The 25,831-nt window shown below is 59.9% G+C and carries 17 protein-coding genes, 3 tRNA genes, 3 rRNA genes and 3 pseudogenes; 14 read left to right on the forward strand and 12 right to left on the reverse strand.

From position 1 onward, the window contains the following. Nucleotides 1-27 precede the first annotated feature (27 nt). Entirely contained in the window at nt 28-435 is a 408-nt protein-coding gene (locus WN982_RS22900) for a VOC family protein (RefSeq protein WP_341317975.1), read from the forward strand. A gap of 279 nt (nt 436-714) precedes the next feature. After that, nucleotides 715-1,641 carry a polyphosphate kinase 2 gene (gene ppk2, locus WN982_RS22905; RefSeq protein ID WP_341317976.1) on the forward strand — a complete coding sequence of 309 codons (927 nt, stop codon included), beginning with the start codon at nt 715-717 and terminating at the stop codon, nt 1,639-1,641. A 33-nt stretch (nt 1,642-1,674) separates the two neighbouring features. On the opposite strand, the pseudogene WN982_RS22910 reads toward ppk2, so the two are convergent. Both WN982_RS22910 and WN982_RS22915 read right to left on the reverse strand, forming a co-directional pair. Then, nucleotides 1,675-1,827 (reverse strand): annotated as a pseudogene (locus WN982_RS22910) (VOC family protein); the annotation flags it as partial. 34 nt (nt 1,828-1,861) lie between these two features. Then, nucleotides 1,862-3,448: an inorganic phosphate transporter gene (locus WN982_RS22915; RefSeq protein WP_341317977.1), complete on the reverse strand. Its 1,587-nt coding sequence runs from the start codon at nt 3,446-3,448 to the stop codon at nt 1,862-1,864. A 494-nt stretch (nt 3,449-3,942) separates the two neighbouring features. Between WN982_RS22915 and WN982_RS22920 the strand changes: the two genes are divergently transcribed. Next, the gene (locus WN982_RS22920; RefSeq protein WP_341317978.1) at nt 3,943-4,293 is read left to right on the forward strand and encodes a CHAD domain-containing protein; all 351 of its coding nucleotides are present in this window, start codon (nt 3,943-3,945) and stop codon (nt 4,291-4,293) included. Nucleotides 4,294-4,407: 114 nt separating this feature from the next. Further along, entirely contained in the window at nt 4,408-4,563 is a 156-nt protein-coding gene (locus tag WN982_RS22925) for a hypothetical protein (protein ID WP_341317979.1), read from the forward strand. A gap of 45 nt (nt 4,564-4,608) precedes the next feature. Here the strand turns inward: WN982_RS22925 and WN982_RS22930 are convergent, their stop codons facing one another. Both WN982_RS22930 and rpoD read right to left on the reverse strand, forming a co-directional pair. After that, nucleotides 4,609-5,655: a VTT domain-containing protein gene (locus tag WN982_RS22930; RefSeq protein ID WP_341317980.1), complete on the reverse strand. Its 1,047-nt coding sequence runs from the start codon at nt 5,653-5,655 to the stop codon at nt 4,609-4,611. Nucleotides 5,656-5,946: 291 nt separating this feature from the next. Continuing rightward, the gene (gene rpoD / locus WN982_RS22935; protein ID WP_341317981.1) at nt 5,947-7,941 is read right to left on the reverse strand and encodes an RNA polymerase sigma factor RpoD; all 1,995 of its coding nucleotides are present in this window, start codon (nt 7,939-7,941) and stop codon (nt 5,947-5,949) included. A gap of 800 nt (nt 7,942-8,741) precedes the next feature. Between rpoD and WN982_RS22940 the strand changes: the two genes are divergently transcribed. From WN982_RS22940 to rrf, 5 genes are all read left to right on the forward strand, one after another. Beyond that, nucleotides 8,742-10,272 (forward strand): 16S ribosomal RNA (locus tag WN982_RS22940). 63 nt (nt 10,273-10,335) lie between these two features. Continuing rightward, nucleotides 10,336-10,412, forward strand: a tRNA-Ile gene (locus tag WN982_RS22945). A gap of 76 nt (nt 10,413-10,488) precedes the next feature. After that, nucleotides 10,489-10,564 (forward strand) — tRNA-Ala (locus WN982_RS22950). A 305-nt stretch (nt 10,565-10,869) separates the two neighbouring features. Continuing rightward, a 23S ribosomal RNA gene (locus WN982_RS22955) occupies nt 10,870-13,748 on the forward strand. 206 nt (nt 13,749-13,954) lie between these two features. Beyond that, nucleotides 13,955-14,067: ribosomal RNA gene (gene rrf / locus WN982_RS22960) — 5S ribosomal RNA — on the forward strand. The 16S, 23S and 5S rRNA genes sit together here with 2 tRNA genes alongside, the layout of an rRNA operon. A 178-nt stretch (nt 14,068-14,245) precedes the next feature. Here the strand turns inward: rrf and WN982_RS22965 are convergent. Further along, the gene (locus WN982_RS22965) at nt 14,246-14,710 is read right to left on the reverse strand and encodes a hypothetical protein (RefSeq protein WP_341317982.1); all 465 of its coding nucleotides are present in this window, start codon (nt 14,708-14,710) and stop codon (nt 14,246-14,248) included. Nucleotides 14,711-15,066: 356 nt separating this feature from the next. Further along, nucleotides 15,067-15,546, reverse strand: a pseudogene (locus WN982_RS22970) (FCD domain-containing protein); the annotation flags it as partial. Nucleotides 15,547-15,549: 3 nt separating this feature from the next. On the opposite strand from WN982_RS22970, the pseudogene WN982_RS22975 reads away from it, so the two are divergent. From WN982_RS22975 to WN982_RS22990, 4 genes and pseudogenes are all read left to right on the forward strand, one after another. Next, nucleotides 15,550-15,777, forward strand: a pseudogene (locus tag WN982_RS22975) (M20/M25/M40 family metallo-hydrolase); the annotation flags it as partial. After that, a complete protein-coding gene (locus WN982_RS22980) occupies nt 15,774-17,264 on the forward strand; it encodes a M81 family metallopeptidase (protein ID WP_341317983.1) in 1,491 nt (496 codons plus the stop codon). The pseudogene WN982_RS22975 and the gene WN982_RS22980, both read left to right, overlap by 4 nt. A 74-nt stretch (nt 17,265-17,338) precedes the next feature. Further along, nucleotides 17,339-17,415: transfer RNA gene (locus WN982_RS22985), tRNA-Val, on the forward strand. A 236-nt stretch (nt 17,416-17,651) separates the two neighbouring features. Continuing rightward, nucleotides 17,652-18,443, forward strand: a complete 792-nt coding sequence (locus WN982_RS22990; RefSeq protein WP_341317984.1) for an SDR family oxidoreductase — start codon at nt 17,652-17,654, stop codon at nt 18,441-18,443. A gap of 21 nt (nt 18,444-18,464) precedes the next feature. Here WN982_RS22990 and WN982_RS22995 read toward each other — a convergent pair whose 3' ends face one another. The 3 genes from WN982_RS22995 to garL form a co-directional block, all read right to left on the reverse strand. Further along, a complete protein-coding gene (locus WN982_RS22995; protein ID WP_341317985.1) occupies nt 18,465-18,761 on the reverse strand; it encodes a YciI family protein in 297 nt (98 codons plus the stop codon). Nucleotides 18,762-18,857: 96 nt separating this feature from the next. Then, nucleotides 18,858-19,751 carry a 2-hydroxy-3-oxopropionate reductase gene (locus tag WN982_RS23000; protein WP_341317986.1) on the reverse strand — a complete coding sequence of 298 codons (894 nt, stop codon included), beginning with the start codon at nt 19,749-19,751 and terminating at the stop codon, nt 18,858-18,860. Between the two features lie 44 nt (nt 19,752-19,795). After that, nucleotides 19,796-20,581 (reverse strand): 2-dehydro-3-deoxyglucarate aldolase, encoded by a 786-nt coding sequence (gene garL, locus WN982_RS23005; RefSeq protein WP_341317987.1) that lies wholly within the window; start codon nt 20,579-20,581, stop codon nt 19,796-19,798. 224 nt (nt 20,582-20,805) lie between these two features. Between garL and WN982_RS23010 the strand changes: the two genes are divergently transcribed. After that, entirely contained in the window at nt 20,806-22,389 is a 1,584-nt protein-coding gene (locus WN982_RS23010) for an aldehyde dehydrogenase (NADP(+)) (protein ID WP_341317988.1), read from the forward strand. Between the two features lie 66 nt (nt 22,390-22,455). Here WN982_RS23010 and WN982_RS23015 read toward each other — a convergent pair whose 3' ends face one another. The 3 genes from WN982_RS23015 to kdgD all read right to left on the reverse strand — a co-directional run bounded on the left by WN982_RS23015 (nt 22,456) and on the right by kdgD (nt 25,781). Beyond that, the gene (locus WN982_RS23015) at nt 22,456-23,199 is read right to left on the reverse strand and encodes a FadR/GntR family transcriptional regulator (protein ID WP_341317989.1); all 744 of its coding nucleotides are present in this window, start codon (nt 23,197-23,199) and stop codon (nt 22,456-22,458) included. A gap of 132 nt (nt 23,200-23,331) precedes the next feature. After that, nucleotides 23,332-24,681 carry an MFS transporter gene (locus WN982_RS23020; RefSeq protein WP_341317990.1) on the reverse strand — a complete coding sequence of 450 codons (1,350 nt, stop codon included), beginning with the start codon at nt 24,679-24,681 and terminating at the stop codon, nt 23,332-23,334. A 182-nt stretch (nt 24,682-24,863) separates the two neighbouring features. Next, nucleotides 24,864-25,781, reverse strand: a complete 918-nt coding sequence (gene kdgD / locus WN982_RS23025; RefSeq protein ID WP_341317991.1) for a 5-dehydro-4-deoxyglucarate dehydratase — start codon at nt 25,779-25,781, stop codon at nt 24,864-24,866. Between the last annotated feature and the right edge of the window lie 50 nt (nt 25,782-25,831).

Genomic DNA, 25,831 nt, shown 5'->3' on the forward strand with positions numbered 1-25,831 from the left:
GTTTGCCATGCCAAGGAGACAGCCATAATGAACTCGCCCGCCACCACGGTCGCAGCGACTGCAGCGACCGTGAAGCCGGAACCGCACATCGAATCGCTCAGCGCCATCACCCTCGCCACCGGCGATATGCCGCGCGCAGTGCGGTTTTATGAAGCGCTCGGTTTCCCGATGAAATTCGGCGGTCCGCAGGAAGCGTTTACGTCGTTTGCGTTCGGCGGGTCGTATCTGAATCTGATCGTCGATGCGCGTGCGCCGGTCAACTGGTGGGGCCGCGTCATCATCTATGTCTCGGATGTCGACGCGCTCTACCGGAAAGCGCTGGCGGCAGGGCTGAAGCCGTCGCTCGAACCGTCCGATGCGCCGTGGGGCGAGCGATATTTTCACATTACCGATCCGGACGGTCACGAGCTGAGCTTCGCGAGGCCGCTGCGCTAGCGCCGGATGGGCGCACAAACTGGCTATCATGGTTGTCAGCAAGGCGTGCAGGCCGCCGGTGCGCGCGGATCGTGCAAACCCGATGCGAACGTGATGCAAACGTCCTGCAAGCGCGCGGTCGCCCGCCCAGTAACACGACTGACACCTCGCGCTTCGATAATCGACGCATTTGTGCGCGCTGCGCTCGCGCCGCGCGCCTACCCATTTCCGTTGACATAAGCGCTATGGGACCAGAGTAAGCGCTAAAGCGCCAACTCTGGTCGACACAGGAGAACCGCGATGAAAGAGCTGGATTCGAGACCCGAGGCCGAATTGTTGGCAGAGCGGCAGCGCCGTTTCGAGGAAGACCTCATCGATGCATACGACGAGGAGCTCGAAATGGAGGTCGACGACCGCATTCTCGACGGCGCGGACGGCTTCACGCCCGAGCATCGCGAGGCGCGCAAGATGTACTTCCGCGAGTTGTTCCGGCTGCAGGGCGAGCTCGTCAAGCTGCAGGACTGGATCGTGCAGACCGGTCATCGGCTCGTGGTGATTTTCGAAGGACGCGATGCGGCCGGCAAGGGCGGCGCGATCAAACGCATCACACAGCGGCTCAACCCGCGCGTGTGCCGCGTTGCAGCACTGCCAGCGCCGAATAACCGCGAACGTACGCAGTGGTATTTCCAGCGCTACGTCTCGCATCTGCCGGCAGGCGGCGAAATGGTGCTGTTCGATCGCAGCTGGTACAACCGCGCAGGCGTCGAGCGCGTGATGAATTTTTGCAGCGACGAAGAGTACGAGGAATTTTTCCGCTCGGTGCCGGAATTCGAAAAGATGCTCGTGAGAAGCGGTGTGCAGATACTCAAATACTGGTTTTCGATCACCGACGAAGAGCAGGAAATCCGCTTTCAGAACCGCATCCACGATCCGCTCAAGCAGTGGAAACTGAGCCCGATGGATCTGGAAAGCCGGCGCCGTTGGGAAGCCTATACGCAGGCCAAGGAAGTCATGCTGCAACGCTCGCACATTCCCGAAGCGCCGTGGTGGATCGTGCAGGCGGTCGACAAGAAGCGTGCACGGCTGAACTGCATTCATCATCTGCTGAGCCAGGTGCCGTATCACGAGATCGAGCACCCGACTATCGAGCTGCCGGCACGGGTGTACAACGACGAATACAGCCGCCAGCCGGTGCCGCAATCGATGATCGTGCCGGAAGTGTATTGATTGCCGGAGCGGCGAAAACGGAAAAAGCTCCTGCGCGCCAATTTTGTAGGGGCGCGTCACGACTTCGAGCAGGTGGCCGTCGGGATCGTCGAAATACACGCCGCGGCCACCGTTGTACGGATAAGTTTCGCCCGCACCGTCGCTGATCAGGAACGCGTAATGCTGCATGGCGATTTCGCCATCGCGTCCGAGGGTCGAGCGCCTGACCGGCACCGGCGGCTTAGAACACCATGCGGAACAACCAGTACAAGCCCGCGGCCAGGGCGATAGAAACCGGCAGCGTCAGCACCCACGCGAGGATCAGGCTGCGCACGGTGGCCCACTGCAAGCCGGAGCCGTTGGCCGCCATGGTTCCGGCCACGCCCGACGACAGCACGTGCGTTGTCGAAACCGGCAAGCCGTACACATCGGCCGCGCCGATCGTCAGCATGGCCACCAGTTCAGCCGATGCCCCCTGGCCATAGGTCAGATGCTGCTTGCCGATTTTCTCGCCGACCGTTACGACGATGCGTTTCCAGCCCACCATCGTGCCCAGACCAAGCGCGATTGCGACCGCAACCTTGACCCACGTCGGGATGAACTTCGTGGCGTGATCGGTTTGGACCTTGAAGTTCTTGACGGCCTTGGCGTCGTCCGCGGAGAAGGCGGGTTGTTTGGCCTTGTCCATCAGACGGATCGCTTCGGATGCGACATACATATTGTTGCGCACGTTATCGACGATGCTTTGCGGCACGGCCGCCATCGATCCCGATGCGCCGACTTGCTGGCCAATCAGACCGACCAGTTGCTGCAAGGCCGGCAACGTCGCGGGCGTCAATTGGCGGGTGCGTACATAGGCTTCCACATCGGCGCGCGGATTCGCGGAAGGCGCCGCGCCGTTGGTGTACTTGCCGAGCGTCGCCGAGACTTGCTGCGAGACCGCGAGGAAGGTCTGCGTTTCGGCTGGCGTAACCGCCTTGTTCAACGCGTACGCCGTCGGCACCGTGCCGATCAGGATCAGCATGATGAGGCCCATGCCTTTCTGGCCGTCGTTCGAACCGTGCGCGAATGAAACGCCCGTGCAGGTCAGAATCAGCAGGCAGCGAATCCAGAACGGTGGGGGTTCCTTGCCCTTCGGCTCGGTATACAAGGCCGGAATGCGCACCACAGCCTTCAGGATCAGCAGCAGCAAACCGGACGCCAGAAAGCCGACCAGCGGCGAAAACAGCAACGACTTGCCGACGCCGAGCGCCTGGTTCCAATCGACGCCGCTGGTGCCGGACGCGCCATGCACCAGTTGATTCATCAGGCCCACGCCGATAATCGAGCCGATTAGCGTATGCGAGCTCGACGACGGCAGTCCGAAATACCAGGTGCCGAGATTCCAGATGATCGCGGCGATCAGCAGCGCGAAGACCATCGCAAAGCCGGCGCTGCTGCCCACTTGCAAGATCAACTCGACAGGCAGCAGTTGCAGGATGCCGAACGCCACCGCACCGGTTGAAGTCAGCACGCCGAGGAAATTCCATGCGCCTGACCAGACCACCGCAATGTTGGGTGCGAGCGAGTGTGTGTAAATCACAGTGGCGACTGCATTCGCGGTGTCATGAAAGCCGTTGACGAACTCGAAACCGAGTGCGATCAGGAGTGCGATGGCGAGCAGGAAATAAGGCAGAACGGAGACTTCGTGAACCGACTGCAAGTCGTCCAGCAAATGCGTGGCGCAATAAATGGCACCCACAGCGATCACAACCAGGAAAATGATGAGGCCGAGATTGCGCCCCTTTCCACTTGCAGCGTCCTGTTGCGGGTACGAAAGTTCCGGCATGGCCTGTGCCCTCAAAGTTTGTCGCGGAGCGTTCGATCCTGAGCGGGCCGTGTGTCGAAATGATGACACCAGGTGCGACGCCTATGCGGGACGGGGCATGGAGGGAAGTTGGCGGAGATTTTCCGCGCACTGTGGAGATGCTTGGCCAGAGACGTGGCGGCTTTTAACGCTTAGTGGTCCGAAAAACACCGGCTGCTCAGCCGGAAAGGTTTCTCTTATCGAACGGCCACTAACTCCTCAAAAATCGTTCCTGGCGACGCCTTGTCGCTGAGTTCTGCGTATTGCGTGCATACCCACCGGCCCCTTTTTTTACTACGCTGCCAAGAGGGTGTTTTGAAGGATGTTCGATAAAACGCGCAAGCCGGAAGGTCGAAAAAAGCGTCGACAAACGCGCCGCGGATAACCAGCCGGCCGGCGAACAGCTCTCCGCGGAGGCGGCGTTCGCGTCGTATGCGGCGCCGCTGGTCGCTCACGCCATCGAATACGCAGCCGCAGTGCGCGAGGAAGCGTCGCCTGAAGCGCAGCACCAACTGCGCGTGTCTCACGCAAAGCGCTCCAATTACACATCGTTTCATGACGTCAGAAAGGCCGGGAAAAAACTGCGCTATCTGCTCGAATTTTTCGGGCTGGTTCTGCACGGGGGCCACAAACGTACTCTTAAACTGCTTAAGCAGATTCAGAAACGTTTCGGTACGCTGAACGATGTTGTCGCGAGCGAGATGTTGCTGCGTGACAACGCAGCCTTGCTGGCTGGCTCGGGCGATACCGATGCGGTGCTTCATTGGTTCGAGAGGGAACGCAAGCGCCGGCTGCGGCCGGCTGCGGGGCTGCTGCGCAAGTTGTGAGGCAACGGGTTGGCGCCGCGCGCGCTTGAGCAAAAGGGCTGGAAGAACAATATCTCGCGATGCGCCCGGACCTGATTCGCCAGGCGATTCATTTGCGAAGGAGGCGATGTGCACGTGCCACGTCAAACGCTTTCGCTGCATCGAAGGTTGCGCAAGGTATTGCGCGGCTATGGAGGCTGCGTGTCGCGTTACGTGGGTAACTCCCCGTTTTTCACCGGCGTGGCCGGTACGCTCGTCGCCGTATCGATGGCGCAGGACTCGCCGTCGTGAGCGGCGGCGCCGGATTCGATGGCCCGGCGTTGCTGCGTCGCGTGTTCAGGCGCTTTCGTTGCGCCGTGGAGCGAGTCCGCGCAGCGTGACTGCGCCGCGCGTGTCGCCGGGTAGCTTCGCGACGCGTGTGCCGGTCGTCGGATCGCCAACGGGCGATAGCGGCTCGACGGGAAAGCCGCGCCGTTGCCACGCGTCCAGGCCGCCTTTTAGTGCGCGAATCCGCGTGTAGCCGTTGCGGCGCATCCGTTCCGTGACGTCGACGGCGGTCGCGCTGTCCGGGCAGATGCAGTAAATGACGGTGTCATAGACGAGCAGCGCGCCGTCGATTTGTTCGGGCGAGTGCGGATCGAGCGCCAGCGCGCCGGGGATGCGGCACGGCGCTTCATGCGTCGGCGCCTCCGGACGCGCATCCAGGACCATGGGCGGTGCGATGCGGCGCCATCCGGCGGGTGTTGCTTCCAAATCTGCATCGGGTGTGGCGGGTACGAACCGCCGACGCTCGCGGCGCCGTTGCAGCAGACGAAACGCAAGGTACGCCAACGCTGCTGCCAGCAGGATATCGATGACCGTGCCGTCGCGTGCTCTGACGAACGCCAGCAGCATATGCAACTGCCGTTCTGCCGCGGCGCCGCCGAGTAGCCAGAAGGTGGCCCACGCCGTCACTCCGGCGATGTCCCACGCTGCGTAGATGCGTGCATCGACTGCTGTCGTGCCCATCAACGGCGGGGTGATGAGCCCGAGCCCGGGGACGAACTTCGAGATCGACACGAGCGGAACGCCGAAGCGCTCGAATAGCGAGCGTGCTTTGCCGAGCTTCGAATCGATGGCGGGCGACAGCCGGCTAAGCGCGAAGATCAATTTGCGGCCGTAGATGCGGCCCGCCGTGAACCATGCGCCATCGCCGATGAGCGCACCGAGGACGGCGGCGACGAAGACTGGCCAGAAAGGCAGCGAGCCGGCGGCGATCGCCGAGCCCGCGAACAATAGCATTGGGACCGCGGGGATCGGCACGCCGAGGCGTGTCAACAGGACGTTCAGGAATACGACTGCGGCGCCCCAGGTTGAAACCGCCGAAGACGGAAACTCTACCAATTCGGATGCTCCTATTGGTTGGGGATTTTGGTTTTACCGTGGTGCGTGTGTTCCCGTTAGACGGCTTTGTTGATGAGAATACGCGAAGAAAGGGAGGTTGATTCTTTTTGCCCTTCCGGTGGTTGTTGTCTGTGTGCCGTAGGCACACAGACACCTTGGCAAGCGGCCGGACCGTGTCGACAATCACTGTCGACACGGTCGGTGTGAGATATGGGTGTGAAATGCGGCTCGCGAATGAGATTCGTGGCCTGCGCTTGCCGTGCATGGCGCACGACAAACGCAATTGCCTGCTTAGCGGTCGAGGAACGACTTCAGGCGATCGGCGCGGCTCGGATGCATCAGCTTACGCATTGCCTTGCTTTCGATCTGGCGAATCCGCTCGCGCGTGACGTCGAACTGTTTGCCGACTTCTTCGAGCGTATGGTCCGATTTCGTGTTGATGCCGTAGCGCATGCGCAGCACCTTCGCTTCGCGCGGCGACAGCGAGTCGAGCGCGTCGTCGATCGCGGCACGCAAGTCGGCCTGCATCGCCGCGTCGGCCGGCGAGGATGCCGCCGAATCTTCGATCATGTCGCCGAGCGTAGCGTCACCGTCGTCACCCACCGGCGTCTCCATCGAAACCGGCTGCTTGGCAATCTTCAGAATGCCGCGCACTTTCTCTTCCGACAGTTCCATGCGTTCAGCCAGCACGGAAGGATGCGCTTCCTGACCGGTCTGCTGCAAAATCTCGCGCGAAATGCGGTTGAGCTTGTTGATCGTTTCGATCATGTGCACCGGCACGCGAATCGTGCGCGCCTGATCGGCGAGCGAACGCGTCACGGCCTGGCGAACCCACCACGTCGCATACGTCGAAAACTTCCAGCCGCGCCGATATTCAAACTTGTCGACCGCCTTCATCAAACCGATGTTGCCTTCCTGGATCAAGTCGAGGAAGAGCATGCCGCGATTCACGTACTTCTTCGCGATCGAGATCACGAGGCGCAGATTCGCCTCGATCATCTCGCTCTTGGCTTTGCGCATCTTCGATTCAGCCGCGACCATCTGACGATTGATCTCTTTCAGATGCTTGAGCGGCAGCGAAACCGTTGCTTCGATGTCGATCAGTTTTTGCTGTTCCGACTGAATGGCCGGCAGATTGCGCTCGAGTGCTGCACCGAACGACGACGACCCGCGCGCTGCGCGCTCTGTCCAGCCGAGGTCGGCTTCGTGACCCTTGAACGATTCGATGAACTGCTCGCGCGGCATGCCGCTCTTCGTCACGACGATTTGCAGAATGCGGCGCTCGATTTCGCGCACCTGCGCGACCTGGTGCTGCACGTCGCCGCACAGTCGGTCGATGGTGCGCGCAGTGAAGCGAATCTTTGCGAGGTTCTGCTGAATCTCCTCGCGGGCACGCAGATAAGCTTTCGAGGTGACATCGCCACGCGTGTGCGACGCGTTCATCTGGTCATACAGGATGCCAACCCGCGTGAAGATCTCGAGGCAATCGCTAGTCAGTTGCTTCAGACGCGCTTCGTCCGCCGCCGAGGAATCGGCCGGGGCAATGTCGTCGTCGCTATCGCTGTCTTCGTCATCGCTGGTTTCAGTGTCGACGTCGGCCACTGCGTCCGCGCTCGTGTCTACTTCCGCTGCCGCCGTATCTTCATTCAAACCGTCGACCAGTTCGTCGATGCGAAGCTCGCCGTCCACGACCTGTTGGGCGCTGGCCAGAATTGCGGAGATCGCGAGCGGGCAAGCGGCGATCGCCTGCACCATTTCGTGCAGGCCGTCTTCGATGCGCTTTGCAATCGCGATCTCGCCCGCACGGGTCAGCAGCTCGGTCGCGCCCATCTCGCGCATGTACATGCGCACCGGATCGGTCGTACGGCCGAATTCGGAGTCGACCGTCGACAACGCGACTTCGGTTTCCTCGTCTGCCTGATCGTCCGACACCACGGCGGGGGTGTTCGAGTTCAGCAGCAGGGTTTCCGCATCAGGGGCCTGCTCGTAGACCTGCACGCCCATGTCGTTGAAGGCGCTGACGATGCTGTCGATCGCCGCGGTTTGCGCGAAGTTGTCGGGCAGGTGATCGTTGATCTGAGCGTGGGTCAGGTAGCCTTGCTCCTTGCCCAACTGGATCAGCGCGCGCATCTGCCGCTGGCGTTCTTCGGCTTGTTGCGGCGGCAACTCGGCCGCGACGGGGATCGCCTTGCCCGCGCTCTTGCCTTTGCCGGTACGGCCTGCAGGTGCCTTGGCGGCGTATCCGCCCGTTTCGTGTTGCGAATCTTCGCGATCAAAAGGGTTCACGTATTCTCCTCTAGAGGCTTCGCTATGAGACGCAAGACGCGACCGTCAGGCGTTTCGAGCATGGCTCAACATCACCTGAGTGACTCAACGCGGTTGTTTGGCTGTGCTCTGGGGAGCAAAAAAGATGAGCCCGCGCGAAGCGGGCCGATAGAAATGCGCGAAATTCGCGCGGCTCGCATTATATACGAGCTTGCGCCATTGCGCGCATTGTGAGCACATCAATTCGTGCACGCGCCTATGGTGGACTCGTTTGCGGTCTGTGCAAGTGTCGGGCAGGTGCTTGTCTGAGGGCCGCATCATCAGTACGTCACGTGCAAGGACTGGTCCCTCACTATAGATGAACTCGTTCGTCCTCACAGGATGCGATCGCTGTAGACAGTCCTGCTATATGTAGGGGACGCAACTTTTAGCGTCGATTCGCACTTACCCAAAAGAAAATTCACAAAAGGGGGTTGACGACATGTCGGTCATTCTCCATAATCTCGTTTCTCTGCTGCTGATGCAGCGACGCAGAACGAAGCGGTGCCGGGTGGTTGTGAGGTTGACGACGCGCGGTGGCGGTTTGGTGGTGAATGCGCACTCGATCTTTAAAAATTAACAGCCGATAAGTGTGGGCGCTTGATGCGCGACGCGCTGATGGATTCTTCGGGGTCTGTCGACAAGCGAAAGTATCAAGTCTCACACTAGTATCAAGGAAAGGTTTTCCTGCTGGGGTGGATTCACGCCGGCAGGAGGATCATTCGTCAGTACGTTGAGTGAGCGACCGGTTGGTAAAACAACCGAAAAACAGTAACAGGTTTGAACTGAAGAGTTTGATCCTGGCTCAGATTGAACGCTGGCGGCATGCCTTACACATGCAAGTCGAACGGCAGCACGGGAGCAATCCTGGTGGCGAGTGGCGAACGGGTGAGTAATACATCGGAACGTGTCCTGTAGTGGGGGATAGCCCGGCGAAAGCCGGATTAATACCGCATACGCTCTACGGAGGAAAGGGGGGGATCTTCGGACCTCCCGCTACAGGGGCGGCCGATGGCAGATTAGCTAGTTGGTGGGGTAAAGGCCTACCAAGGCGACGATCTGTAGCTGGTCTGAGAGGACGACCAGCCACACTGGGACTGAGACACGGCCCAGACTCCTACGGGAGGCAGCAGTGGGGAATTTTGGACAATGGGCGCAAGCCTGATCCAGCAATGCCGCGTGTGTGAAGAAGGCCTTCGGGTTGTAAAGCACTTTTGTCCGGAAAGAAAACCTCTGGGTTAATACCCCGGGGGGATGACGGTACCGGAAGAATAAGCACCGGCTAACTACGTGCCAGCAGCCGCGGTAATACGTAGGGTGCAAGCGTTAATCGGAATTACTGGGCGTAAAGCGTGCGCAGGCGGTCCGCTAAGACAGATGTGAAATCCCCGGGCTTAACCTGGGAACTGCATTTGTGACTGGCGGGCTAGAGTATGGCAGAGGGGGGTAGAATTCCACGTGTAGCAGTGAAATGCGTAGAGATGTGGAGGAATACCGATGGCGAAGGCAGCCCCCTGGGCCAATACTGACGCTCATGCACGAAAGCGTGGGGAGCAAACAGGATTAGATACCCTGGTAGTCCACGCCCTAAACGATGTCAACTAGTTGTCGGGTCTTCATTGACTTGGTAACGTAGCTAACGCGTGAAGTTGACCGCCTGGGGAGTACGGTCGCAAGATTAAAACTCAAAGGAATTGACGGGGACCCGCACAAGCGGTGGATGATGTGGATTAATTCGATGCAACGCGAAAAACCTTACCTACCCTTGACATGTATGGAATCCTGCCGAGAGGTGGGAGTGCCCGAAAGGGAGCCATAACACAGGTGCTGCATGGCTGTCGTCAGCTCGTGTCGTGAGATGTTGGGTTAAGTCCCGCAACGAGCGCAACCCTTGTCCCTAGTTGCTACGCAAGAGCACTCCAGGGAGACTGCCGGTGACAAACCGGAGGAAGGTGGGGATGACGTCAAGTCCTCATGGCCCTTATGGGTAGGGCTTCACACGTCATACAATGGTCGGAACAGAGGGTCGCCAACCCGTGAGGGGGAGCCAATCCCAGAAAACCGATCGTAGTCCGGATCGCACTCTGCAACTCGAGTGCGTGAAGCTGGAATCGCTAGTAATCGCGGATCAGCATGCCGCGGTGAATACGTTCCCGGGTCTTGTACACACCGCCCGTCACACCATGGGAGTGGGTTTTACCAGAAGTGGCTAGTCTAACCGCAAGGAGGACGGTCACCACGGTAGGATTCATGACTGGGGTGAAGTCGTAACAAGGTAGCCGTATCGGAAGGTGCGGCTGGATCACCTCCTTTCTCGAGCTAACGTGTCAAACGTTGAGCGCTCACGCTTATCGGCTGTGAAAAAGACAGACTCAGGGGTCTGTAGCTCAGTCGGTTAGAGCACCGTCTTGATAAGGCGGGGGTCGATGGTTCGAATCCATCCAGACCCACCACTGTTTCTGCGGTGGCTGCGCTAATCGCTAAAACCCCTGGGGTATCAGGTACAGATAGCGATGTCTGTGTATGACTGGGGGATTAGCTCAGCTGGGAGAGCACCTGCTTTGCAAGCAGGGGGTCGTCGGTTCGATCCCGTCATCCTCCACCAATCCTCAATGCCTAGCGTTCGGTGCTAACCGAGCTTTATGCATTGGCGATTGAGCCAGTCAGAGTGATATGAAGCAGAGCTTTATATCGGCTGTCGTTCTTTAACAATCAGGAAGAAGTAGTAAAGAGATTCACGAAAGCATACTTAGAGATGGGTGTGTGAGTAGGTGAATCAGGGTTGTGATTGTATCAATGTATGAAAAGGTAATCGAAAGATTGCTTTGGAATACGGCGCAACACGAATACTCAACCTGTAACGATGTGATGAAGTCATGCGCAAGCGTGGCAGAGACACACCCGTTATAGGGTCAAGCGAACAAGTGCATGTGGTGGATGCCTTGGCGATCACAGGCGATGAAGGACGCGGTAGCCTGCGAAAAGCGGTGGGGAGCTGGCAAACGAGCTTTGATCCACCGATATCCGAATGGGGAAACCCACTCCGTATGGAGTATCCGTAGCTGAATACATAGGCTATGCGAAGCGAACGCGGTGAACTGAAACATCTAAGTAACCGCAGGAAAAGAAATCAACCGAGATTCCCAGAGTAGTGGCGAGCGAAATGGGACCAGCCTGTACTCTTTATCTTCATTGTTAGTCGAAGGCTCTGGAAAGTGCCGCCATAGCAGGTGATAGCCCTGTAGACGAAAACAGCGAGGAAGAACTGGGTGTACGACAAGTAGGGCGGGACACGTGAAATCCTGTCTGAAGATGGGGGGACCATCCTCCAAGGCTAAATACTCGTGATCGACCGATAGTGAACCAGTACCGTGAGGGAAAGGCGAAAAGAACCCCGGGAGGGGAGTGAAACAGATCCTGAAACCGCATGCATACAAACAGTCGGAGCCTCGCAAGGGGTGACGGCGTACCTTTTGTATAATGGGTCAGCGACTTACATTCAGTGGCAAGCTTAACCGATTAGGGCAGGCGTAGCGAAAGCGAGTCCGAACAGGGCGTTCAGTCGCTGGGTGTAGACCCGAAACCAGGTGATCTATCCATGGCCAGGATGAAGGTGCGGTAACACGTACTGGAGGTCCGAACCCACTAACGTTGAAAAGTTAGGGGATGAGCTGTGGATAGGGGTGAAAGGCTAAACAAACCTGGAAATAGCTGGTTCTCTCCGAAAACTATTTAGGTAGTGCCTCGTGTATCACCTTCGGGGGTAGAGCACTGTCATGGTTGTGGGGTCCATTGCGGATTACTACGCCATAGCAAACTCCGAATACCGAAGAGTGCAATCACGGGAGACAGACATCGGGTGCTAACGTCCGGTGTCAAGAGGGAAACAACCCAGACCGCCAGCTAAGGTCCCCAAATATTGCTAAGTGGGAAACGAAGTGGGAAGGCTAAAACAGTCAGGAGGTTGGCTTAGAAGCAGCCATCCTTTAAAGAAAGCGTAATAGCTCACTGATCGAGTCGTCCTGCGCGGAAGATGTAACGGGGCTAAGCAATATACCGAAGCTGCGGATGCACAGTAATGTGCATGGTAGGAGAGCGTTCCGTAAGCCTGCGAAGGTGCATTGAAAAGTGCGCTGGAGGTATCGGAAGTGCGAATGCTGACATGAGTAGCGATAAAGGGGGTGAAAGGCCCCCTCGCCGTAAGCCCAAGGTTTCCTACGCAACGTTCATCGGCGTAGGGTGAGTCGGCCCCTAAGGCGAGGCAGAAATGCGTAGCTGATGGGAAGCAGGTTAATATTCCTGCACCATTGTTAAATGCGATGGGGGGACGGATCGCGGAAGGTTGTCCGGGTGTTGGAAGTCCCGGTTCCTGTGTTGGAGAAGGCGCTTTGGCAAATCCGGGCGCGCAATTCAAGGGCATGGGACGAGTGATCCAGGTCACGAAGCAACTGGAAGTGGTTCCAAGAAAAGCCTCTAAGCTTCAGTTTAACAAGACCGTACCGCAAACCGACACAGGTGGGCGAGATGAGTATTCTAAGGCGCTTGAGAGAACTCGGGAGAAGGAACTCGGCAAATTGGTACCGTAACTTCGGGATAAGGTACGCCCCTGTAGCTTGACTGGCCTGCGCCAGAAGGGCGAAGGGGTTGCAATAAACTGGTGGCTGCGACTGTTTAATAAAAACACAGCACTCTGCAAACACGAAAGTGGACGTATAGGGTGTGACGCCTGCCCGGTGCCGGAAGATTAAATGATGGGGTGCAAGCTCTTGATTGAAGTCCCGGTAAACGGCGGCCGTAACTATAACGGTCCTAAGGTAGCGAAATTCCTTGTCGGGTAAGTTCCGACCTGCACGAATGGCGTAACGATGGCCACACTGTCTCCTCCCGAGACTCAGCGAAGTTGAAGTGTTTGTGATGATGCAATCTCCCCGCGGCTAGACGGAAAGACCCCATGAACCTTTACTGTAGCTTTGCATTGGACTTTGAACCGGTCTGTGTAGGATAGGTGGGAGGCTGTGAAGCGTGGACGCCAGTCTGCGTGGAGCCGTCCTTGAAATACCACCCTGGTTTGTTTGAGGTTCTAACCTTGGCCCGTGATCCGGGTCGGGGACAGTGCATGGTAGGCAGTTTGACTGGGGCGGTCTCCTCCCAAAGTGTAACGGAGGAGTACGAAGGTACGCTAGGTACGGTCGGAAATCGTGCTGATAGTGCAATGGCATAAGCGTGCTTAACTGCGAGACCGACAAGTCGAGCAGGTGCGAAAGCAGGTCATAGTGATCCGGTGGTTCTGTATGGAAGGGCCATCGCTCAACGGATAAAAGGTACTCTGGGGATAACAGGCTGATACCGCCCAAGAGTTCATATCGACGGCGGTGTTTGGCACCTCGATGTCGGCTCATCTCATCCTGGGGCTGTAGCCGGTCCCAAGGGTATGGCTGTTCGCCATTTAAAGAGGTACGTGAGCTGGGTTTAAAACGTCGTGAGACAGTTTGGTCCCTATCTGCCGTGGGCGCTGGATATTTGAAGGGGGCTGCTCCTAGTACGAGAGGACCGGAGTGGACGAACCTCTGGTGTACCGGTTGTCACGCCAGTGGCATCGCCGGGTAGCTATGTTCGGAAGAGATAACCGCTGAAAGCATCTAAGCGGGAAACTCGCCTTAAGATGAGATATCCCCGGGGCTTCGAGCCCCTTGAAGGGTCGTTCAAGACCAGGACGTTGATAGGTCAGGTGTGGAAGCGCAGTAATGCGTTAAGCTAACTGATACTAATTGCCCGTAAGGCTTGATCCTATAACAGGTGTGTGTCGGCAGCCGTTAGTGCTTTGGCACTTATGGATGCCCCACCCTGCGCCACGCGCAGGGTCTCCAGAACACACAGGTTGAGATCAGTGTTGTGCCGGAAACAACACAGCCCAACGCATTACCGAGAGACATCCTCTCAGCTACTTCTTCCAGATTGGCGGTATTGCCCCAGGGCAGTACGGCAACAAGTCATGCCTGATGACCATAGCGAGTCGGTCCCACCCCTTCCCATCCCGAACAGGACCGTGAAACGACTCCACGCCGATGATAGTGCGGATTCCCGTGTGAAAGTAGGTAATCGTCAGGCTCCCCTGCAGCACCAGAAACCCCACCCCGAAAAGGTGGGGTTTCTGCGTTTACGGCGAAAAAAACCATCAGCTCGTGGCCGTCAAACCGGTCAACCCGCTCGCCCCAGGTAACCCCCGCATCGGTAGCGCGGCAGGAAAGCATACATACATCGTCGCCTTACATCTCTTTCACGTAAATTAAGCCCGTCTCCGTACCGGCATCTGGTGCGACATACCCGCGGTAAAGCGATCGAGCCGTTCACTGGCATCGGTGATCGCCCAAAGCGGCGCACGGTGCAGTTGCTGGTCATAATTCGTCGCGATTGCTGCGAACAGTTCGAATGCTGCGCTATCCAGTCGCCACTCGCCAGTCTCGCGGCCGATATCGAAAACCGCCGACACCGCACGCTCGGCCGCCCCGAGTTGCTCGCTGGTCGCGGAGCCGAAGCCAGATTCAGCCAGAAAACCGGTTAGCAGCATGACTTGCGTGAGCGTCTGCGCATCGGTCACGCCGCCGACGCCGCGCCGCAACGCGTCGAGCGCCAGATGGACACGCAGCGCGAGCTCATCGGCGGTCTGCCGGGCGATCGGCAACAGCATCACCTTTGCATGCCGCGCACGCGCAGCACCGGTGTGACGGGAAAACGGAATAGCTTGTGCCATGAAGGTCCACTGTTTGTGCCTTTGCAGATGCAATAACGGCGCGCGCGGTAAAAGGTTGAGCCCTTCGGCGTACGTCGCCCGGCGATAGCTCGATTCTCCTGCCCAACTGCCCTCTCGCCCCGCCCCAGCTCAAACAGACGCCCGCGTTTCGTCAATCCACATGCTCGACAACCTTCGCTTTGCGCACGGCTTGGCGCGGCGTTTCGTTAGCAAGCCCTCTGAACCATCGGTGTCCTGCATCGTTGTGATACCGGGCTCTGCCAGAGCTGCTGGATAGTCAAATCGGGTAATTTGACTATCAGCGGAAACACGTCGGCGTTCGCGAGCCGCGCCAACAGATCCGTGTGCGTACGTGGTTACTCCTCACCCGTCTCATCCACTGGCGCAACGCTGCGCGCTCGCACACGCCGGCGAATCTCCGAATCGAGGATCAGCCGGCCGCGCAGTTTTCCCTTCATCCGCTTCACATAGCGTGGCGCTTCAGTCATGTGAACGACCATCAACTCACGCACTTTCTCCACATCGCGTTCTCGTGCCGCTTTCGTGATTGCCTTGTGGATCTTCACGTTGGCCTGACCGAAACGCTCGTGTTCTGCTTGCGGCGTATCGTTACGAAACTCGATCAGTTGCCGGATCATCTCGTTGATCAACTCGCAACTGAAGCGCAGGAACGGGTTCGGATTCGCCGCAGCGAGGATGTCGTGGAAATTTACGTCCTCCTGACGTTGCCGCATGATGTGCTGCTCACCATGCGCCGAAGCCGGCCGGTCGCAACACGCAATGCTCGCTTCGAGAGCGTTAAAATCCTGTTCCGTCAGATGCGGCACCGCGCCCGCAGTGCGGACGCGCTCGGTTTTTCGTCGATGGACGTCATCAGCGGTGCAGGTCATGATGCCGTTTATCTCGCGCGAGTCGCGCCGGCGGCGATGATTTTCGTGCCGTGCAAAGACGGGATCAGTCACAACGAAATCGAGGATGCGCGTGCCGACCATCTGGAAGCCGGTTGCAACGTGTTGCTGAGAGCAATGCTGAATGCCGCGCAAACGGCAGGGAGCGCAAAGGTATGAAAATCCTGATCGCAAGGATGAACCACGAGACCAACACGTTCTCGCCGGTCGATACGCCGCTCACAGCATTCGGACGCAACGGCCCGAGATACGGCGAAGACGCGTTCAAAGAGAACAAGGGCATGCAGACGGCAATGGCTGCGTTCATCGACGCAGCCGAGCGTGAGAAAGCGGAAATCGTGACGCCGATTTCCGCATCGGCGAATCCGAGCGGTCCGGTCGCCGCCGCCGCATACGACACGATCTGCAACGCGATCGTTGTTGCAGCCACGGGCTGCGACGCAGTAATGCTCGATCTGCACGGTGCGATGGTCGCGGAGAATTCGAACGACGGCGAGGGCGATCTTCTCGAGCGCGTGCGCGCCGCGTTGCCCAACGCACCGATCGCAGTCGCGCTCGATCTGCACGGCAACGTCACGCAGAAAATGATCGACAACGCCGATGTGATCGTCAGCTTCAAGACCTATCCGCACGTCGATATGTATGAAACCGGCGCGCATGCGGCGTGTCTGATGTTCGATCTGGTTCATGGCAAGGCGAAGCCGGTGATCGCATGGCGTCAGCCGCCGCTGCTCACGCATACGCTGCGCAGTGCGACAGCCGAAGGCGCGATGAAACGCGCCGTCGACGCCGCGCGTGCGGCCGAGGCCGATGGCATGCTCGCGGTGTCGGTGCTGTCCGGTTTCTCGCTCGCCGATATCGAGGCGCCGTGCATCAGTGTCGTCGTCGTGGGAAATGGTGATCGCGCGAAGGCGGAAGCGGTGGCCGAGCGCATCGCGCGGCAGATCTGGAACGAACGCGAAGATTTCGTTTACCGCAGCGCACCGCTCGCGGAGTCGGTCGCGCAGGCGGCAGCGCTCGCGCGGGGGGCGGACAAGCCGGTGTTGATGCTCGATCACGGCGACAACTGCATGTCGGGCGGCACGTGCGACACGATGGACCTGCTCGAGGAAGCGCTGAAGCAGAATCTCGAAGGCGTCGTAAGTGGACCGTTGTGCGACCCGCAAGCGGTCGCGGCACTGATGGCGGCGGGTGTCGGCAGCACGGTGACGGTGACGATCGGCAACAAGGTCTCCGGCAAAGCGGTGACGCCAAAGCTGCCGGTCGCCGTGACCGGCGTAGTGCGCGCGCTGACCGACGGCGAATACGTGATCAGCGGTCCGACCTACACAGGCCAGCGCGCATTCATGGGACGCGCGGCGGTGCTCGACACCGGCACGGTGAAACTCGTGATGACCGAACGTACGCACGAACCGTGGGATCTCGGTGTGTTCGAGAGCGTCGGTATCGATCCGCGCCGCGCGCGTTTTCTCTTGCTCAAGTCGCGTATGTATTGCCGGCCGGTTTTCGTGCCGATCGCCGCGGCGCTGGTGGAGTGCGATAGCCGCGGCGTGACGAGTTCAGACTTCGGACTCTTCGCGTTCGAGCATGTGAAGCGGCCGGTCTATCCGTTGGATGCGCGGACCGAATGGTCGCAACCGCGTTGAACAAGACACACGTCAGCGAGTAAGAACGAAGGCTTGTGCTGCGCGTGCAGAGTCTCTATAATTCGCGCCTCTAAAGGCTCGTAGCTCAGTTGGTTAGAGCACCACCTTGACATGGTGGGGGTCGTTGGTTCGAATCCAATCGAGCCTACCAACGCATATGTGACGTAGACGGAAGCAGCCCAGCTTTCGTCTACTGTCATGTTCTCGCATCGCACCGGCGCACGTCTTCATCGCGCGGCCGTCTTGTCTGGTTTCCCCTCTGCCGTCATTTCGTCCCAGCACGTCTCGCTTGCATAAGCACGGTCGTCACGTCGCTTTACGTTGCGTTATGCCAATGCGCTGTACAGTCAAGCTTCCATCTATCGACTAACGACGGGAGACGAGACAATGGACCTGAATCTGCGCGGCAAGGTGGCGGTCTTGACGGGAGCGAGCATCGGCATTGGACTGGCGGTCGCGGAGGCATTCGCTGCGGAAGGCGCCAACCTGCTGCTCGCCGCGCGCACCGAGGACCGGCTGGCGAAAGCCGCGGCCGGTATTGCCCAGACCTTCGGCGTGCAGGCGCTACCGGTTGCCTGCGATGTCGCCACCGTCGAGGGCGTCGACACGCTCGTGGCGGCGGCACGCACGCATTTCGGTGGCGCGGACATCCTCTTCAACAACGCGGGCACGGGCAGCAACGAGACCATCATGGACGCGCCCGACGCCAAATGGCAGGCCTACTGGGATTTGCACGTGATGGCCGCCGTGCGTCTCGCGCGCGGTCTCGTGCCGTTGATGAAAGCGCGCGGCGGTGGGGCGATTCTGAACAACGCGTCGATTTGCGCAACGCAGCCGCTGGGTTACGAGCCGATCTACAACGTTACGAAAGCGGCCCTGATGATGTTGTCGAAGAATCTGGCCAATGAACTCATCAAGGACAACATCCGCGTCAACACGATCAACCCGGGCCTTGTGCTGACGCCCGACTGGATCAAAACGGCGAAGGAATTGACGCAAGGCTCGGGCGGCGATTGGGAGGGGCACCTGCAACAGGTCGCCGACGAGCACGCGCCGATCCGCCGCTTCGCCACGCCGGCCGAACTCGCGAGCTTCATTGTGTTTCTATGTTCGGAGCGCGCGAGTTACAGCGTCGGTTCGACCTATTTTGTCGATGGCGGCATGCTGAAGACTGTGTGAATGGGACGGGCGAGCCTGCGCTTACAAACAGCACTCGCCGTCGAAATACGCATTGCGCCAGCGCGTGATCGTCACCCGTTCGAAGAGATCGACCAGTGAAAACGGATCGCCGGCAATGAAGCGCTCGGCTTCTTCACGCGTTTCCAGATCGACGATGTAGACGCCACCGCCCGCGCCGCTGTCGTCTTCGTTCAGCTTCGCGCCGCAGGCTAGCAGCAGTGCCTTGTTCTTTTCCAGAAATGCCAGATGCGCGTCGCGCTCGCGCGTGCGGACGTCGGCGTGACCGGGTTTGTCGAACGTTTCGATGATGTAGGGCATGCGTGTTCCTGTTCAGTTCGGTGCGGTGATAGTCGAACCGCCCCGCTATGTGCACCACAACATAGCGGGGCGGCGACGCAAAACTAGCCGGCTGTCTTAAGCAGTCTGCTGACCGATTTCGTGATTGGCGAGTATTTCGAGCGCGCGCACCATCGCGGAGTGGTCCCATGCCTTGCCGCCGTGCGCGACGCATGCGTTAAAGAGCGCCTGGCAGGTGGCGGTGTTGGGCAAGGAAACGCCGAGCGCTTGCGCCGTGGAGAGCGCGAGATTCAGATCCTTCTGGTGGAGTTCGATCCGGAACCCCGGGTCGAACGTGCGTTTCGTCATCCGCTCGCCGTGCACTTCGAGGATGCGCGAGGATGCAAAACCACCCATCAGCGCTTCGCGCACGCGCGCCGGATCGACACCTGCCTTGGAGGCGAGCAGCAGGGCCTCGCCGACCGCCTCGATCGTCGCCGCGACGATGACCTGGTTGGCCACTTTACACACCTGTCCGGCGCCGACATCGCCGATCAGCGTGACGTTCTTGCCCATCATGTCGAACAGCGGCTTGACGTTGTCGAAGGCAGTTGTCGTGCCGCCGACCATGATCGTCAACGAACCGGCTTTTGCACCGACCTCGCCGCCTGAAACCGGCGCGTCCAGATACTCCGCGCCGCGTTCGCGCACACGTGCGGCGAAGTCCCGGGTGGCCATCGGCGAAATCGAACTCATGTCGACGACGGTCTGCCCCGCGTGCAACGCGCCGGCGAGTCCCTGTTCGCCGAACAGAACACGCTCGACGTCCGGCGTGTCGGGCACCATGATGAAGATCACGTCGGCTTGCTCTGCAACCGCTGCCGGGCTATCGCATGCAATTGCGCCTGCCTGCTTGAGATCATCCGGTATGCCGCTGCGCGTAAACGCGGCGAGAGTGACGCCGTTCTTAAGGAGGTTGGCGGCCATGGGCTTGCCCATAATGCCGAGTCCGATAAAGCCTGCTTTTTGCATGATGTTCTCCGGGGATGTCATGGCGGCGTTGGTAGTCGGCCCGCTCATTTCTGCATGAAGTGTTTTTGAACCGCCTGCGCCGCGCCTTTCAGCAGTCCCATGTCCGCGCAGACCGCGACTACGCGGCAGCCCATCGAGATATAGCGCTCCGCATCCGCCTGAACGGGCGCGAGGATTCCGCTTGCCTTGCCGGCGGCCTGCGCACGTTCGAACACGCGCGCGATCGCCTGTTGCACGTCGGGATGGCTGGCATTGCCGATGTGGCCGTAAGCGGCGGCGAGATCGGATGGTCCGACGAAAACGGCATCGACTCCGTCGACGGCAAGGATCTCGTCGATCGCCTCGACCGCTTTGCGGCTTTCAATCTGGACGATGACGCAGACGTTGTCGTTAGCGATGTCGAAGTAGTTCGGCACGCTCGCGTAGCGATTGCCCCGTTGGCTCACCGAGACGCCGCGAATTCCCTGCGGTGGGTAGCGGGTCGCCGAGACGGCGCGGGCCGCGTCCTCGGCGCTGTCGACAAACGGCACGAGGAAGTTCGAAAAACCGCTGTCGAGCAGTCGCTTGATGAAGACGCTGTCATTGGCAGGCGGCCGGACGACGGGCGCGCTCGGGCTGTCCTTGAGCGCCATCAGTTGGGGGATCAAAGTCAGCACGTCGTTTGGCGCATGCTCGGCATCTAGCAGCAACCAGTCGAAGCCGATGATGCCGAGCAGTTCAGTGGTGATCGGACTCGCTAGCGAGGCCCAGCAACCAATCAGGGTTTCGCCGCCGCAGACTGCGCGGCGAAAGGTATTGGGTAAGGGCTGATACGGCGTTGCGGCTGTCATGGCTGTGTTCCTCAAACTGCGATTGATGGGGACAAGCACCGACGTCTGTTGCGATTATATGTTATAGGTCGTCGTACGTCTTTATCAAGATTAGCACTCTGCGGGATTTGCGCGGCAGGCGCGTAAACCCGAATCTACTCAAAGTGCGCGCGAGACAGGTTGCGGCGTGTGTTGCTTATGTTATAGGATGACAGATATCAAGCGCAGTCATCCAAGGAAGCGAAATGTCTATCACCGGCGAAATGCTGATTGGCCGCAAGGCGGTACGTGGCGACGAAAAACCTTTGCGTGCGTTCAATCCCACCACGGGCGCCGAGATCGCCGAGCCGGTCTTCGGTTCGGGCACGGTAGCGAATGTGGATCTCGCCTGCGACCTCGCGCAGAAAGCGTTCGACCCTTACCGGCAACTGCCGCTCACGGTGCGCGCCGAGTTTCTCGAGCGCATCGCCGACGGCATCACGGCGCTCGGTGACACATTGATCCAGCGCGCGCACGAAGAGTCCGGTTTGCCGAAGGCGCGTCTCGAAGGCGAGCGTGGTCGTACGACCGGGCAACTCAAGCTGTTTGCGCAAGTCGTACGGGCGGGGCAATGGCTCGCTGCAACGCTCGATTCGCCGTTGCCGGAGCGCAAGCCACTACCGCGCTCGGACCTGCGTATGCAAAAGATTCCGCTGGGCCCGGTCGCAGTGTTCGGGGCCAGCAATTTTCCGCTCGCGTGTTCGGTGGCGGGTGGCGATACGGCCGCGGCACTTGCCGCCGGTTGCCCGGTGGTGGTGAAGGCGCATCGGGCTCACCTCGGCACGTCGGAGATGGTCGGCCGTGTGATTCAGCGCGTCGCGCTGGAAATGAGCTTGCCGGAGGGCGTCTTCTCGATGATCGTCGGCGCCGGCAATTCGGTCGGCGAAGCGCTGGTCGCGCATCCGGCGATCAAGGCGGTGGGCTTTACGGGTTCGCGCGCCGGTGGCACCTCCTTGATGCGCGTTGCAGCCGCTCGTGCCGAGCCGATTCCGGTCTACGCCGAAATGAGCAGCATCAATCCGGTTTTCCTTCTGCCGAACGCACTTTCCTCGCGTGGCGAGAGTATCGCGCGTGGCTTTGTCGATTCGCTCGTGCTTGGCGCAGGACAGTTCTGTACCAACCCGGGCCTCGCGATTGCCGTCGACAGCGATGCGCTTAAAGGCTTCGTTGCAACGGCGTCCGACGCACTGAATGCCAAGCCTGCGCAAACCATGCTCACCGCCGGCATTCATGCCGCCTATGAAGAGGGTGAAGGCAAGCTGGCGGCTACCATGGGCGTCGAGGCGGTTGCGCGCGGCATTGACACTACGGGCCCGACGCAAGCGCGCGCCGCACTGTTCGTGGCCGACGCTCAAACGTTCCTCGAGACGCCCGAGCTGGAAGACGAAGTCTTCGGCCCCGCGTCGACCATCGTGCGCTGTAAGGACGAACAGGACATGCTGGCGGTGGCCGAGCATTTTGCCGGCCAGCTCACCGCCACGGTGCAGATGGACAGCGGCGATCTGTCGACGGCGAAAAAGCTGGTCCCGATCCTCGAGCGCAAAGCCGGGCGGATTCTGGTCAACGGTTTCCCGACGGGTGTCGAGGTTTCGCACGCGATGGTGCATGGCGGTCCGTTCCCGGCCACATCCGATAGCCGTGCCACGTCGGTCGGTACGACATCCATCGAACGCTTCCTGCGTCCGGTGTGTTATCAGGATTTCCCGGCCGACCTGTTGCCCGAGCCGTTGGCAGACAGCAATCCGCTGGACTTGTGGCGTCGCCGCGATGGCGAGATGACGCGCAGCTAAGCAGCGAGTTGGATAAAAAAATGGCCGGGGATTCCGGCCATTTTTCTTGAGCGGCGACAGTTCGAATCAGCTGTTCGCTTCAGCCGCTTCGTTGGCGCGCCTCAGCCGCTCGCGGCTATTGGACAGGTGCATGCGCATCGCCGCGCGTGCGCCTTCCGCATCGTGTCGTGTGATTGCCTCGAGGATGCTTTCGTGTTCGAGGTTCACGAGCGACAGGTAAGAGTCCGGGTCCGCATGCGCGATTCCCGCCGAGTCGAGCCGGTTACGCGGAATGAGCGCGCTGCCCATCTGCGTGAGGATGTCGACGAAATACCGGTTACCGGTTGCGCGAGCCACGGAGATATGGAACTGGAGGTCGGCATCGACGCTGTCGCGCCCATTGCGGCGGGTCGCCTCAATGGCGTCGAGTGCGGCGCGCATGCGTGCGAGGTCATCTGGTTTGGCGCGTTGCGCTGCCAGACCCGCGCATTCCGTTTCGAGGCTGATGCGCAGTTCGAGTATCGACAGGACGTCGCGCAAGGTGGTGGCCGGCACCATGTCGATACCCAGTTTTTCGCGCGGCGGTTCCAGCACGAAACTGCCGATGCCGTGCCGCGTCTCGATGATCTTGCCCGCCTGCAAGCGCGAAATGGCCTCGCGGATGACGGTGCGGCTCACGCTCAGCGTGACCATCAACTGCGATTCCGTCGGTAGTTTGTCGCCTGGCTTCAAGGCGTTGGACGCAATCTGTTCGGTCACGTAGCTGACGACAAACTCGGCGAGATTACGAGCGCGTCGCGGCGGTGCTGCGGAAGCCATTGGTGTAGCCATCGAAAACGCCCCTCAAATCAAATAGTTGCAGACACTCTCTGCGTTTCATTATAGCGTTGTCTGACGACTGATTATACAAGCGCGCGATCATTTTCGACGCCGGCGCCTGGCATCGCACGCGCCGGCTGCGTGCTACTGCCGGCGCAACTCGACCCGTTTGATGTCTTTCACGATCACGAGGTAACTGAACACGGTGAGCAATGCATTCACACCCACGAAAACCAGCGCGCCATTGAACGATCCGGTCTTCGCGACGAGATAGCCGATCACGATGGGCGTCACGATGCCGGCAACGTTGCCGAACATGTTGAAGATGGCGCCCGAAAGACCGAGGGCTTCTTTGGGCGACGTATCGGCGACGACAGCCCAGCCGAGCGCTCCGAGCCCTTTGCCGAAGAATGCGAGTGACATGAGCGCGACGACGAGCCAGTCGGCGGTCACGTAGTTGCAGCCGATGATGCTCACCGACAGCAGCATGCCGCCGACAATCGGCGCCTTGCGCGCGATCGTGAGCGAATGGCCGCGCCGGATCAGCGCGTCGGACAGGATGCCGCCTAGTACGCCGCCGGAGAATCCGCAGATGGCGGGCAGCGATGCCACAAGGCCTGCCTGCAGAATCGTCATGCCGCGAGCCTGCACGAGGTAGATCGGAAACCAGGTCAGGAAGAAGTAGGTCAGCACGTTGATGCAGTACTGGGCGAGATAGACACCGAGCAGCATGCGATTGGTCAGCAACTGACGTACGAGAAACCAGCCCCCGGCATTGGCGGCGTCGGCGGGTTGCGCCCTCTTGTGTCCATTGACCACGCCGCCGCCCTGTTCGATGTGGTCCAGTTCGGCGCGCGAGACGCGTGGGTGGTCGGCGGGATTTTTCATCACCTTCAGCCAGGTGAGGGCAAGTATGAACCCGGCCACACCCATCACGATGTAGACCTGATGCCAGCCGAATGCGTGAGTGAGCCAGGCCATCAGCGGCGTGAAAATAACCGCTGCGAAGTATTGGGCCGAATTGAAAATGGCTGATGCCGTTCCGCGTTCGGTCGTCGGGAACCAGCTGGCGACGACCTTGGCATTGGCGGGAAACGCCGGCGATTCGGCGGCGCCCATGGCGAAGCGCAGCACGAACAGCGCCGTGACAGCGGCGGCGGCACTTCCCAGCAAACCGATCGAGCTTTGCAGCAGCGTAAACAACGACCACAGGAAAATGCTCGCTGCGTAGACGCGCCGCGCGCCGAACCGGTCGAGCAGCAAGCCGGCCGGCAGTTGCGACAGAACGTACGCCCAACTGAACGCGGAGAAGATGTATCCCATCCTGATCGCGTCGAAGCCGAACTCGGCGCGCATCGCGGAGCCGGTCACGGAGAGCGTTGCGCGGTCCGCGTAATTGAACGTCGTGATGATAAAGACCAGCAGTAGAACCGTGTAGCGGACTCTGGTGCGCTTCGCGGCGCGGGCGGGACTCGCCGTGCGGCTCATTTCCATGATCATCTCCTGATTCTTATGCAAGGGAGAAGGCTCCCAGGCTCTGTGGCGCAGTCGGCTGCGACGGTTCTTGCCGCTCAACCTGATCGGCCGGCGCTTTAAAAGACGCCCGGCGACGTTGCCGTCCCGGGCGCTATGTGCGGTGCCATATACACGGCCAGGCTCACACGGCAGCAGGGCGCTTACTGCGCGCCGAGTTTTTTGATAAGTGCGGCGAGCTGGCTCATTTCTTCGTCGGTCAGATCGGTCAGCGGGGCGCGCACCGGGCCCGCGCTATGGCCGACCAGCTTTGCGCCGGCCTTCACGATGCTGACCGCGTAGCCTGCGCGACGATTGCGGATCGCCAGATACGGCAGGAAGAATTCGTCGATCAGCTTGCCCACCGTGGCGTGATCGTCCGTGGCGATTGCGCGGTAGAAGTCCATCGCTGTCTTCGGGATGAAGTTGAATACCGCCGACGAATACACCGGCACGCCCAGCGCCTTGTAAGCCGCGGCATAGACTTCCGCGGTCGGCAGGCCGCCGAGATAGGAGAAGCGGTCGCCGAGGCGGCGGCGGATCGACACCATGTTCTCGATCTCGCCTACGCCGTCCTTGAAGCCGATCAGGTTGGGACAGCGTTCGGCCAGGCCCTCGAGCATGTCGGCGTTAAGCTTGGAATTCGCGCGGTTGTAGATGATCACGCCCATGTTCGGCACGGACTTGCACACCTCTTCGGCGTGCGCGGCGATGCCCTCCTGGCAGGCCTCGGTCAGGTAGTGCGGCATCAGCAGGATGCCGTTCGCGCCGTGACGCTCGGCTTCCTGCGCGTAGGCAATCGCCACGCGCGTCGGACCGCCCGCACCGGCGAGGATCGGCACCTTGCCCTTGCAGACTTCGGTTGCTGTGCGCACAACGTTCGAATAGTCGTTGTGTGTCAGCGAAAAGAATTCGCCCGTGCCGCCCGCGACGAACAGCGCCGAGGCGCCGTAAGGGGCGAGCCATTCGAGGCGCTCGGCGTAGGTGTCGGCGCGAAAGTCGCCCTGTTCGTCGAAGTCGGTAACGGGGAAAGAGAGAAGGCCTTCCGAAACGATCTGCTTCAGTTCCTGCGGTGTTGTCATGATGAGTATCCTGGGCGTTAAGTCTTAGAAATGGAGATTTCTTATATGTC

It is taken from the genome of Paraburkholderia sp. IMGN_8 (assembly GCF_038050405.1).
Taxonomy (GTDB): Bacteria; Pseudomonadota; Gammaproteobacteria; order Burkholderiales; family Burkholderiaceae; genus Paraburkholderia.